The sequence below is a fragment of the Humibacillus xanthopallidus genome (genome assembly GCF_006716675.1).
Taxonomy (GTDB): domain Bacteria; phylum Actinomycetota; class Actinomycetes; order Actinomycetales; family Dermatophilaceae; genus Humibacillus; species Humibacillus xanthopallidus_B.
Window position 1 is genome coordinate 564,900 of the sequence record NZ_VFPM01000003.1, and the last position, 11,920, is coordinate 576,819.

The 11,920-nt window shown below is 71.3% G+C and carries 10 protein-coding genes; 6 read left to right on the forward strand and 4 right to left on the reverse strand.

The features are described 5' to 3' along the window. Positions 1-159: 159 nt before the first annotated feature. Genes tkt through pgl form a run of 6 tightly spaced genes read left to right on the forward strand, consistent with a single transcriptional unit; the run spans position 160 to position 9,004 of the window. Positions 160-2,505 carry a transketolase gene (tkt, locus tag FBY41_RS17720; RefSeq protein WP_375869885.1) on the forward strand — a complete coding sequence of 782 codons (2,346 nt, stop codon included), beginning with the start codon at positions 160-162 and terminating at the stop codon, positions 2,503-2,505. Between the two features lie 5 nt (positions 2,506-2,510). Next, positions 2,511-3,623: a transaldolase gene (gene tal / locus FBY41_RS17725; RefSeq protein WP_141845586.1), complete on the forward strand. Its 1,113-nt coding sequence runs from the start codon at positions 2,511-2,513 to the stop codon at positions 3,621-3,623. Next, positions 3,620-5,245 (forward strand): glucose-6-phosphate isomerase, encoded by a 1,626-nt coding sequence (locus FBY41_RS17730; protein ID WP_141845587.1) that lies wholly within the window; start codon positions 3,620-3,622, stop codon positions 5,243-5,245. The genes tal and FBY41_RS17730 overlap by 4 nt, the downstream gene beginning before the upstream one ends. Continuing rightward, positions 5,242-6,783, forward strand: coding sequence for a glucose-6-phosphate dehydrogenase (gene zwf / locus FBY41_RS17735; RefSeq protein ID WP_141845588.1), 1,542 nt, complete (start codon positions 5,242-5,244; stop codon positions 6,781-6,783). The genes FBY41_RS17730 and zwf overlap by 4 nt, the downstream gene beginning before the upstream one ends. Further along, positions 6,780-8,273, forward strand: coding sequence for a glucose-6-phosphate dehydrogenase assembly protein OpcA (locus FBY41_RS24030; RefSeq protein WP_141845589.1), 1,494 nt, complete (start codon positions 6,780-6,782; stop codon positions 8,271-8,273). The genes zwf and FBY41_RS24030 overlap by 4 nt, the downstream gene beginning before the upstream one ends. After that, positions 8,270-9,004, forward strand: a complete 735-nt coding sequence (gene pgl, locus FBY41_RS17745) for a 6-phosphogluconolactonase (protein ID WP_141845590.1) — start codon at positions 8,270-8,272, stop codon at positions 9,002-9,004. Before FBY41_RS24030 ends, pgl begins: the two co-directional genes overlap by 4 nt. 122 nt (positions 9,005-9,126) lie before the next feature. Here pgl and FBY41_RS17750 read toward each other — a convergent pair whose 3' ends face one another. From FBY41_RS17750 to FBY41_RS17765, 4 genes are all read right to left on the reverse strand, one after another. Next, positions 9,127-9,477: an RNA polymerase-binding protein RbpA gene (locus tag FBY41_RS17750; protein ID WP_141845591.1), complete on the reverse strand. Its 351-nt coding sequence runs from the start codon at positions 9,475-9,477 to the stop codon at positions 9,127-9,129. 12 nt (positions 9,478-9,489) lie between these two features. Further along, on the reverse strand, positions 9,490-9,735 hold the full coding sequence (gene secG, locus FBY41_RS17755; protein WP_141822052.1) for a preprotein translocase subunit SecG: 246 nt from the start codon (positions 9,733-9,735) through the stop codon (positions 9,490-9,492). A 157-nt stretch (positions 9,736-9,892) separates the two neighbouring features. Then, positions 9,893-10,711, reverse strand: a complete 819-nt coding sequence (tpiA, locus tag FBY41_RS17760) for a triose-phosphate isomerase (protein WP_141845592.1) — start codon at positions 10,709-10,711, stop codon at positions 9,893-9,895. After that, entirely contained in the window at positions 10,711-11,919 is a 1,209-nt protein-coding gene (locus FBY41_RS17765) for a phosphoglycerate kinase (RefSeq protein WP_141845593.1), read from the reverse strand. Before FBY41_RS17765 ends, tpiA begins: the two co-directional genes overlap by 1 nt. Between the last annotated feature and the right edge of the window lies 1 nt (position 11,920).

The following is an 11,920-nucleotide window of genomic DNA, read 5'->3' on the forward strand; positions in this document are numbered from 1 at the left end:
TCGGCCGGTCTGCCCACCCCCTCACCCTGCCGCAGTGCCACCCCTCCCGCGCCCGCAATGCAGTCGTTCACGAACCGGTCGTGCTGACAGCGGCATCCGTGCTGGGACTAGGCTCGCGGCATACGTGAGATCCACCTTTCTGGCGAAGGAGACCCGTTCGTGACCAGCACCGCCACGTCGGCGAAGAAGCCCACCCGTTCCAGCTCCGCGGGGAAGGGGAAAGCAGACGGACCGCTGGCTGGTCGTGATCCCGGTCTCCCCCGGCCCGTGGCGAAGAAGGCGGGCTGGTCCGACCTCGACGTGCGTGCCGTGGACACGACGCGCCTGCTCGCGGCGGATGCCGTCCAGAAGGTCGGCAACGGGCACCCGGGCACCGCGATGTCGCTCGCTCCGCTCGCCTACCTGCTCTACCAGAACGTCATGACGCACGACCCGAGCGACCCGTCGTGGCTCGGGCGCGACCGCTTCGTCCTGTCGTGCGGGCACTCGAGCCTCACGCAGTACATCCAGCTCTACCTCTCCGGCTACGGCCTCTCGCTCGACGACCTCAAGGCGCTGCGCACCTGGGGATCGCAGACCCCTGGCCACCCGGAGGTCCACCACACCAGGGGCGTCGAGATCACGACCGGACCGCTCGGCTCGGGCCTCGCCTCCGCCGTGGGCATGGCGATGGCCCAACGGCGGCAGCGCGGGCTCTTCGACCCCGACGCCAAGCCGGGCACGAGCCCGTTCGACCACCACGTCTACGTCATCGCCTCCGACGGCGACATGCAGGAGGGCGTGAGCCACGAGGCGTGCGCGCTCGCCGGCCACCAGGAGCTCGGCAACCTCACGGTCGTCTACGACGCCAACCAGATCTCGATCGAGGACGACACCGACATCGCCTTCAGCGAGGACGTCGCAGCCCGCTTCGCGGCATACGGCTGGCACGTCGTGGACGTCGACTGGCGCAAGGACGCCGACGGCGCGACCTACGTCGAGGACGTGGATGCCCTGCTCACAGCGATCCGCTCGGGCGACAAGGTGGCAGGCAAGCCGACCCTCGTCGTGCTGCACACGATCATCGCGTGGCCCGCGCCGACCAAGCAGAACACCGGCAAGTCGCACGGCTCCGCCCTCGGCGACGAGGAGATCGGCGCGACGAAGGAGCTGCTCGGCTTCGACCCGAAGAAGTCCTTCGTCGTCGAGCCCGCCGTCCTCAAGCACGCGCGCGACGTCGTCAAGCGGGGCAAGGCCGCGCACCGCGAGTGGGACAAGGGCTTCAAGGCCTGGCGCAAGGCGAACCCCGACCGCGCGGCCCTGCTCGATCGCATCCTCGCCGGCACGGCCCCGGCCGGCCTCAAGAAGGCCCTGCCGACGTTCCCCGCCGACGAGAAGGGGCTCGCGACCCGCGCGGCCAGCGGCAAGGTGCTGACGGCGATCGCCGACGTCATGCCCGAGCTCTGGGGCGGCTCGGCCGACCTCGCCGAGTCCAACAACACGACGATGGAGGGCCAGCCCTCCTTCATCCCGAGCTCGAAGCAGACCTCGACGTGGAAGGGCGGCCCCTTCGGCCGCACGCTCCACTTCGGCATCCGTGAGAACGGCATGGGCATGATCCTCAACGGGATCGCGCTCGAAGGGCTCACCCGTCCGTACGGCGGCACGTTCCTCGTCTTCTCCGACTACATGCGGCCCGCGGTGCGCCTCGCCGCGATCCAGCAGGCACCCGTCACCTACGTCTGGACGCACGACTCGATCGGCCTCGGCGAGGACGGTCCGACGCACCAGCCGATCGAGCACCTCGCGGCCCTGCGTGCGATTCCCGGGCTCGACGTCGTGCGCCCCGCGGACGCCAACGAGACCGCGGCGGCGTGGGCGCAGATCCTCACGAACACCGACGGCCCGGCCGCCCTCTGCCTCACTCGACAGAACGTCCCCACGTGGGACCGCACGAAGTACGGCAAGACGAGCGGTGTCGCCAAGGGGGCCTATGTCCTCGTCGAGGAGTCACGCACGGGCGAGCCGGACGTCATCATCGTCGCCACCGGCTCCGAGGTGCAGCTCGCCGTCCAGGCGGCCGAGCGCCTCGAGAAGTCGAAGGTCTCGACGCGCGTCGTGTCGATGCCCTGCCGGGAATGGTTCGAGAAGCAGTCCCGTTCCTACCAGGACAAGGTCCTGCCCCCCGCGGTGCGCGCCAGGGTCAGCGTCGAGGCCGCGGTCTCGATGGGTTGGCACGACATCGTCGGCGACGCCGGCCGCAGTGTCAGCATCGAGCACTTCGGTGCGTCGGCCGACCAGGCGACGCTCTACCGCGAGTTCGGCATCACCGCCGACGCCGTCGTCAAGGCCGCCAAGGACTCCATCAAGGCCGCCGGTGCCTCGGCGCGCACGGCCCCGCGAGTCACCGAGACCAACCCGAGCCGCGCCGCCCAGAGCGCCTCGACCGATGTCATGGGCTCCGACGTGGAGGCCAGTGACCGGGCTTCGCAGTCGGCAGCATCCGCCACGAGCAAGGGGAAGTGAACAGCATGTCCAACCCGAACACCCAGGCCCTCTCCGACGCCGGCGTCTCGATCTGGCTCGACGACCTGTCGCGCGAGCTGATCGAGACCGGCGAGATCGCCCAGCTGGTGGAGGAGCGCAACGTCGTCGGCCTCACCTCCAACCCGTCCATCTTTCAGGCTGCGCTCTCCAAGGGCGACCGCTACAACAAGGACCTCGCGGCCCTGACGGCGGCCGGCAAGGACGTCGAGGAGGTCGTCTTCGAGCTGACGACCTCCGACGTCCGCGAGGCGTGCGACATCTTCCTGCCGATCTACGAGTCGACGAAGGGCGTCGACGGCCGCGTGTCGATCGAGGTCGACCCCCGGCTCGCCCACGACACCGACGAGACCATCGCGCAGGCCAAGCAGCTGCACGACGCGGTCGGCCGCGAGAACGTCCTCATCAAGATCCCCGCGACCAGGGCCGGCCTGCCGGCCATCACGGCGACGATCGCCGAGGGCATCAGCGTCAACGTGACCCTGATCTTCTCCCTCGAGCGCTACCGCGCCGTCATGAACGCCTACCTCGAGGGCCTCGAGAAGGCCCACGCCGCGGGCAAGGACCTCTCCACGATCCACTCCGTCGCATCCTTCTTCGTCTCGCGCGTCGACACCGAGATCGACAAGCGCCTCGACGCCATCGGCACGAGCGAGGCCCGGGGGCTCAAGGGCAAGGCCGGACTCGCCAACGCGCGGCTCGCCTACCAGGCGTTCGAGGAGGTCTTCTCGACGCCGCGCTGGGGCTCGCTCGCCGACGAGGGCGCCAACCCGCAGCGCCCCCTGTGGGCGTCCACCGGAGTCAAGGACCCGGCCTACCCCGACACCCTCTACGTCACCGAGCTCGTCGCCGCCGACGTCGTCAACACGATGCCCGGCAAGACGCTCGAGGCGACCGCCGACCACGGCGACATCCACGGTGACACCGTGACCGGTGGCTACGAGCTGGCGAGCAACCTGCTCGACGACCTCGAGCGCATCGGCGTCTCCTACACCGAGGTGGTCGAGCTGCTCGAGGAGGAGGGCGTCGACAAGTTCGAGAAGGCCTGGGGCGAGCTGCTCGACGGCGTCAAGGCCGAGATGGCGAAGGTCTCGGCATGAGCTCGCTGTCGGTGAGCGCCTCCGGCGCAGCCGCCGATGCCATCGCAGCCCACGTTCCCGCGCTCGTCGCCGACCAGGTGGCGAGCAGGCTCTTCGCGCAGGACGCGACGCTGTGGGGACCCGAGGCCGAGTCCGAGTCGCGCATCCGTCTCTCGTGGGTCGGCCTGCCGCGCTCGTCCCGGCCGCTCGTCGGCGAGATCGAGGCGCTGCGCGACGACTTCGCCTCCCGGGGCCTCACCCACGTCGTGCTCTGCGGCATGGGAGGGTCCTCGCTCGCGCCCGAGGTGATCTGCGCGACGGCCGGCAAGGACCTCGTCGTGCTCGACTCGTCCGACCCCGACTACGTGCGGCGCGCGCTCGGCGACGACCTCGAGCACACGGTCGTCGTCGTGTCGAGCAAGTCCGGCTCCACCGTCGAGACGGACTCGCAGCGCCGGGCCTACGAAGGTGCCTTCACCGACGCCGGCATCGACCCCGCCACCCGCATCGTCATCGTCACCGACCCGGGCAGCCCGCTCGACCAGGACTCGCGGGCCAAGGGCTACCGCGTCGTCAACGCCGACCCCGACGTGGGCGGCCGCTACAGCGCCCTGACGGCGTTCGGCCTCGTGCCGAGCGGGCTCGCCGGCGTCGACGTCGGTGCCCTTCTCGACGAGGCGGAGTCCGTGGCGGACCTCCTCGCCGAGGATGACGAGGCCAACCCCGCGCTGCGCCTCGGGGCCGCGATGGGTGGCACCGTGCCGCTGCGCGACAAGCTCGTCCTCGTCGACGAGGGCTCGGGGATCGTCGGGTTCGCCGACTGGGCCGAGCAGCTCATCGCCGAGTCCACCGGCAAGGACGGCACGGGAGTGCTGCCCGTCGTCGTCGAGGGTGGCGACGCACCCGAGGTGCGCTCCCCCGCGGCCGACGTGCTCGTGGCCCGGCTCGCGTCCGTCGACGACGACGCCGCGGCGTCAGGCGATGACGTGCGCGTGAGCGGCGCCCTCGGTGCCCAGCTGCTCCTCTGGGAGGCCGCGACCGCCGTCGCCGGGCGCCTGCTCGGCATCAACCCCTTCGACCAGCCCGACGTCGAGTCGGCCAAGAAGGCCGCCCGCGCCCTGCTCGACCAGGGCACCGCGGCGAGCGAGGACCCCGCGGCCACCGATGGTGCCGTCGAGATCCGCGCGATGGGCGGCGACTGGCTGGGCTCCGCCTCGACGGTCGCCGAGGCGGTCGACGCGCTGCTCGGTCAGCTCGACCCCGAGCACGGCTACGTCGCCGTCATGGCCTACCTCGACCGGCTCGGCGACGCCGACCTCGCCGCCGTGCGGGCCCGGATCGCCGAGCGCACGGGCCGCCCGACGACCTTGGGCTGGGGGCCCCGCTTCCTGCACTCCACGGGTCAGTTCCACAAGGGCGGCCCCGGCGTGGGCGTCTACGTGCAGATCACGACGGCTCCCGGTCAGGACCTGTCCATCCCCGGTCGCGAGTTCACCTTCGGCGACTTCATCGCCTCGCAGGCCGGCGGAGACGCCCAGGTGCTCGCCGACCACGGCCGGCCGGTCCTGCGCCTCCACCTGACCGACCACGACGCCGGCCTCGCCCAGGTCACAGCCGCGTTGTCGCAGGGAGGGCGTGGATGACCCCGGCGCGAATCGCCCACGGGGAGAACCCCCTTCGCACCGCACAGGACAAGCGACTCCCCCGCATCGCCGGCCCGTGCGGCCTCGTGCTCTTCGGCGTGACGGGTGACCTCGCCCGCAAGAAGCTCATGCCCGCGATCTATGACCTCGCCAACCGGGGTCTCCTTCCGCCGGGCTTCTCTCTCGTCGGCTTTGCCCGCCGCGACTGGGCCACCCAGGACTTCGGTCAGGTCGTGCACGACGCCGTCAAGCAGCACGCGCGCACGCCCTTCAGCGAGGACGTCTGGCGCAACCTCTCCGAGGGCTTCCGCTTCGTGCCCGGCACGTTCGACGACCCGGCCGCGTTCGACCTGCTCGCGAAGACGGTCGACGAGCTCGACCGCGACCGCGGCACCGGTGGCAACCACGCCTTCTACCTCTCCATCCCGCCCGGCTTCTTCGCGACGGTGTGCGAGCAGCTCGAACGGTGTGGCCTGACGACGGCCGAGGGCGACAGCTGGCGACGCGTCATCATCGAGAAGCCCTTCGGCCACGACCTCAAGAGCGCTCAGGAGCTCAACGCCATCGTCGAGGGGGTCTTCCCGCCCGACTCGGTCTTCCGCATCGACCACTACCTCGGCAAGGAGACGGTCCAGAACCTCCTCGCGCTGCGCTTCGCCAACCAGCTCTTCGAGCCGGTCTGGAATGCCAACTACGTCGACCACGTGCAGATCACGATGGCCGAGGACATCGGCATCGCCGGCCGCGCCGGCTACTACGACGGCATCGGCGCGGCCCGCGACGTCATCCAGAACCACCTCCTCCAGCTGCTCGCCCTCACCGCCATGGAGGAGCCCGTCTCCTTCGACGCGAAGGACCTGCGGGCCGAGAAGGAGAAGGTGCTCTCGGCCGTCCGTCTGCCGAAGGACCTCGACAAGGGTGCCGCTCGTGGGCAGTATGCCGCCGGCTGGCAGGGTGCAGAGGAGGTCGTCGGCTACCTCGAGGAGGACGGCGTCGACCCCGCGTCGACCACCGAGACCTTCGCCGCGGTGACCCTCGAGGTCGACACGCGGCGCTGGGCCGGGGTGCCGTTCTACCTGCGCACCGGCAAGCGGCTCGGCAAGCGCGTCACCGAGATCGCCGTCGTCTTCAAGCGCGCCCCGCACCTGCCCTTCGAGCACACCGCCACCGAGGAGCTCGGGCAGAACGCCATCGTCATCCGCGTGCAACCCGACGAGGGGGTGACCATCCGCTTCGGCTCCAAGGTGCCGGGTGCGCAGATGGAGGTGCGCGACGTGACGATGGACTTCGGCTACGGCTCGTCGTTCACGGAGGCCTCCCCCGAGGCCTACGAGCGCCTCATCCTCGACGTCCTGCTCGGGGAGCCCCCGCTCTTCCCCCGCCACGAGGAGGTCGAGTCCTCGTGGCGGATCCTCGACCCGCTCATGAAGCACTGGGCCAAGGGCGGGAAGCCGGAGCAGTACGTCGCCGGCACGTGGGGCCCGGCATCCGCCGACCGAATGCTCGAACGCGACGGACGCACGTGGAGGATGCCGTGATCCGCGACCTGACCGACACCACGACGACGGGCATCAGCAAGACGCTGGTCCGCCTGCGCAACGAGGTCGGCGCCATGGCGCTCGGCCGGGTGCTGACGCTCGTCATCGTCGTCGAGGACACCGACGCCGGCCACGCCATCGACGTGGCGAACCAGGCGAGCAGGCAGCACCCCTGCCGCATCATCGTCGTCATCCCCGGCGACCGTCGCGGCAAGAACCGGCTCGACGCCCAGATCCGCCTCGGCGGCGACGCCGGGGCGAGCGAGATCGTCGTGCTGCGCCTCTACGGGACGCTCGCCAACCACGGCCCCAGCGTCGTCGTGCCGCTGCTGCTGCCCGACTCGCCCATCGTCGCGTGGTGGCCGGGCGAGGCGCCCGCCGACGTGGGCAAGGACCCCATCGGGGCGATGGCCCAGCGCCGCATCACCGACGTGGCCGAGCACCGCAACCCGCGGCTCATGCTCAAGAAGCGGGTCGCGACCTATGCGCCGGGTGACACCGACCTCGCGTGGACGCGGATCACGCACTGGCGCGGTCTGCTCGCCGCCGCGCTCGACCAGCCTCCCTACGAGCCGATCACGAGCGCTGTCGTCAGTGGCGCGCCCGACTCCCCCTCGTCGGACCTGCTGGCCGCGTGGCTGCAGCGCCGGCTCAAGGTGCCGGTCCACCGCGTCTCGACCCCCCGGGGGTCCGGCATCAGCTCGGTGCGGCTCGACCGCAAGAGCGGCCCGATCGACCTCGTGCGGCCGGGTGACGTCGTGGCCACCCTGTCGCAGCCCGGCCAGCCCGACCGGCGGATCAGCCTGCCGCGTCGCGACCTGCCGGAGTGCCTCGCCGACGAGCTGCGCCGTCTCGACCCCGACGACGCCTACGAGGACGCGCTGCTGCACGGACTCGAGGCTCTCCAGCCGGTGCGGCTCACCGCCGCCGCGGCAGCCAAGGCCGGCAAGGCGCCGGACCCGGCCGAGTCACGCCGCATCGCGGCACGACTGGGCCGTGACGAGTCGGCCCAGGAGGCGAGCGCGATGATCACTGCCCCGCCCGCGCCCGAGCATGCCGAGACCGAGCAGGTGCGTGCCGCCACGGTGCGCAAGCTGGCCGGAAAGCGCACGCCGCGCGAGAAGCAGGCCGCCAAGGCGCGCAAGCAGGCCAGCGCGGCGTCGGCCTCGACGGCGCCGAGCGCTCCGACGGCCGACTCGAAGGCAACCGCCACGACGACCTCGCGGAGGACGACGAAGGCGGCTGCGACGAAGGCAGCCACCACGAAGACGTCCACCACGAAGGCGGCGGCCGGGACGTCGTCGACGAAGCGGACCGCCAAGGCCCCTGCCAAGGCCCCTGCCAAGGCCCCTGCCAAGGCCCCTGCCAAGGCCCCTGCCAAGGCCCCTGCCAAGGCCCCCGCCAGGGCCTCGGCACGGAAGGCAACGACGAAGGCGCCGACCAAGGCTCCGACGACGAAGGCAGCGACGAAGAAGGCGGCCACCTCGTGACCGCGGCCCCCCGCGTCGTCGTCCACCCGGACAAGCAGTCCCTCGCCGATGCGGCCGCGGCTCGTCTCGTGACCGCGCTCGTCGACGCGCAGACCCGCAACCCGGAGGCCCAGGTCGCCCTGACCGGTGGCTCGATGGGCTCGGCGATCATCGCGTCGGTGCTGCGCACACCGGGTCGCTCCGCCGTCGACTGGTTGAGGGTGCGGGTCTGGTGGGGCGACGAGCGCTACCTGCCCGCGGGCGACCCCGACCGCAACGACACCCAGAACGACGAGGCCGGCCTCAGCGCCCTGGGACTCGACCCGGCGAAGGTGCACCGCGTCGCCGGGCCCGACACGTCCGACACCGCCGAGGCCAGCGCGCAGGCCTACGGCGAGACGATCAGGGCGCACGGCCAGAAGGCCTGGGACGTCGTGCTCTTCGGCGTCGGTCCTGACGGGCACGTGGCCTCGCTCTTCCCGCACCACCCGGCGCAGCGCCAGACCGACGCCATCGCCGTGGCGGTGCACGACTCCCCCAAGCCGCCGCCGGACCGCGTGAGCCTCACCTTCGAGTGCTTCGAACGCAGCCACGAGGTGTGGTTCCTCGTCGCGGGCAGCGACAAGGCGCAGGCCGTTGCGGCTGCGCTCGCTCCCGGTGCCGACCGCTGGGACGTTCCGGCAGCCGGGCCGCGGGGCACCGACGCCACCCTGTGGCTCGTCGACGCCGACGCGGCCTCGGCGCTGGGCTGACGACCCCGCCGCACGGCATACGCCATCGGGTCGCGCAGCGCCTGCGAACGGGAACGACGAAGGGCCCGGGAGATCCTCCCGGGCCCTTCGTCGTGCGGCCGCCGTGGCGACGACCGCTCAGCTCACTGGATGAGGCCGCGCTCGCGAAGCGTGCTGAGGGCCTCGTCGAGGATGGCCGCGCCGTCGGCGTCGCTGCGCCGCTCCTTCACGTAGGCCAGGTGCGTCTTGTAGGGCTCGACCTTCGGCGGGGCGGGAGGGTTCTCCTTGTCCTGGCCGGCGGGGAAGCCGCAGCGCGGGCAGTCCCACGTCTCGGGCAGCACCATGCCGGGCTCTTGCGCGAAGCTCGGGCGCGTCTCGTGCCCGTTGGAGCACCAGTAGGAGATGTGGACGCGGGGAGCGGCGTCGCCGCGCTCCGCCTCGCCCATGGGGCCGGCGCCGACCCGACTTCCGCGAATCGCGTTACCACTCGCCATGGTGTCGTCCTCTCAGCTCGCGAAACGGGCCAGCAGGCCCAGTCCGATGATGGCCGTCGCCCACACCGCGGCCACGGCCACGGTGAAGCGGTCGAGGTTGCGCTCGGCAACCGACGACCCGCCGAGCGAGGTCGACATGCCGCCACCGAACATGTCGGACAGGCCACCACCCTTGCCCTTGTGCAGCAGGATGAAGAGGGTCAGGACCAGGCTGGACAGCACCAGCAGGACCTGAAGGGCGATGCGAACCGCATCCACGTGGTCACTCCAAATCGTCGGGACGTCGTCAGCCACGGCGTCACCACCGCAGCTCGATCAAGGGCTCGGGCAAGGATACCTTCCCCCCACCCGATCGACCGAACGCTGCGCCGTGGCAGACGGCGCAGCGCAGTCGAGCGAGTGAGGTGCGGAAGGCTCAGCTCGTGGCGAGGTGGTCGCGGTAGCGGCAGATCGCCGCGAACTCCGCCGGGTCGATCGACGCGCCTCCGACGAGGGCGCCGTCGACGTCCTCCTGCGACATGATGGCCGCGACGTTGCCGGCTTTGACGCTGCCGCCATAGAGCACGCGTATGCCGTCGGCGACGTCGCCGCTGTAGAGCTCGGCGAGCAGGGTGCGGATGGCCGCACACACCTCCTGGGCGTCCTCGGGAGTCGCGACCTCGCCGGTGCCGATCGCCCAGATGGGCTCGTAGGCGATGACGATCGAGGCCGCCTGCTCCTTGGAGACGCCGTCGAGCGCTGCCCGCAGCTGGGCCACGACGTGCTCGACCTGACGTCCCTCCTTGCGCACGTCGAGGGCCTCGCCGCAGCAGAGGATCGGCGTGAGCTCGTGCTGGTACGCCGCCTTGACCTTGGCGGCCACGACCTCGTCGGTCTCACCGTGGCCCTCGCGGCGCTCACTGTGGCCGATGCACACGTAGGTGCAGCCGAGCTTCTTGAGGAAGGCACCGGAGATGTCGCCGGTGTAGGCGCCGGAGGTGTGCGGTGAGAGGTCCTGAGCGCCGTACTTGAGGTCGAGCTTGTCGCCCTCGACGAGCGTCTGGACGGAGCGTAGGTCGGTGAAGGGCGGCAGGACCGCGACCTCGACGGCGGAGTAGTCGTGCTTGGCGTCGCGCAGGGTCCAGTCGAGCTTCTGCACGAGGTGCGTGCCCTGCAGGTGGTCGAGGTTCATCTTCCAGTTGCCGGCCATGAGCGGCACGCGGCCGCTCGTGGGGGCAGCGGTGTTCTTCGCCATCAGGCGTCACCCTCCTCGAGGACCGTGAGACCGGGCAGCTCCTTGCCCTCGAGGTACTCGAGGCTCGCACCACCACCGGTGGAGATGTGGCCGAAGTCGGAGTCCTCGAAGCCGAGCTGGCGCACGGCTGCGGCGGAGTCGCCTCCACCCACGACCGTGAGCGCGCCGGCCGACGTCACGTCGACGAGGGCCTGGGCGAGTGCCTTGGTGCCCGCGGCATACGGCGCCATCTCGAACGCACCCATGGGGCCGTTCCAGAAGACGGTGCGGCAGTCGGCCAGCTTCTCGGCGAACAGGCGGCTGGACTCGGGCCCGATGTCGAGGCCCATCCGGTCGGCGGGGATGGCGTCGGCAGCGACGACGTCGTGCGCGGCGTCGGCGCTGAACGCGTCGGCGGCCACGACGTCGACGGGCAGGACGATCTCGACGCCCTTCTTCTCGGCGCGGTCGAGGTAGCCCTTGACCGTCTCGATCTGGTCGGCCTCGAGGAGGCTCTTGCCCACCTCGTGACCCTGCGCGGCGAGGAAGGTGAAGACCATGCCGCCACCGATGAGCAGCCGGTCGGCCGTGCCGAGGAGGTTGCCGATGACGCCGAGCTTGTCGGACACCTTCGCGCCGCCGAGCACGACGGCATACGGCCGCTCGGGGTCCTTGGTCAGCCGGCGCAGCACGTCGACCTCGGCCGACACGAGGTCGCCTGTCGCGTGCGGCAGGAGGCGAGCGACGTCGTAGACCGAGGCCTGCTTGCGGTGCACGACACCGAAGCCGTCGGAGACGAAGACGTCTGCGAGAGAGGCGAGCTCGGCCGCGAAGGCAGCGCGCTCGTCGTCGGTCTTGGCGGTCTCGCCGGCGTTGAAGCGGAGGTTCTCGAGGAGCAGGACCTGGCCGTCCTCGAGCGCGGCAGCCTTGGCCTTGGCGTCCTCGCCCACGGTGTCGTCGGCGAAGACGACGTCGGTGCCGAGCACCTCGCCGAGACGCGTGGCGACAGGAGCCAGGGAGTACTTCGCCTCGGGGGCGCCCTTGGGGCGGCCGAGGTGCGCGCACACGATGACCCGAGCGCCGGCGTCGGCCAGGCCCTTGATCGTCGGTGCCGACGCGCGGATGCGGCCGTCGTCGGTGATGGTCGTGCCGTCGAGCGGCACGTTGAGGTCGGAGCGGACGAGGACGCGCTTGCCGCGCAGGTCCCCGAGGTCACCGGTCGTCTTCACG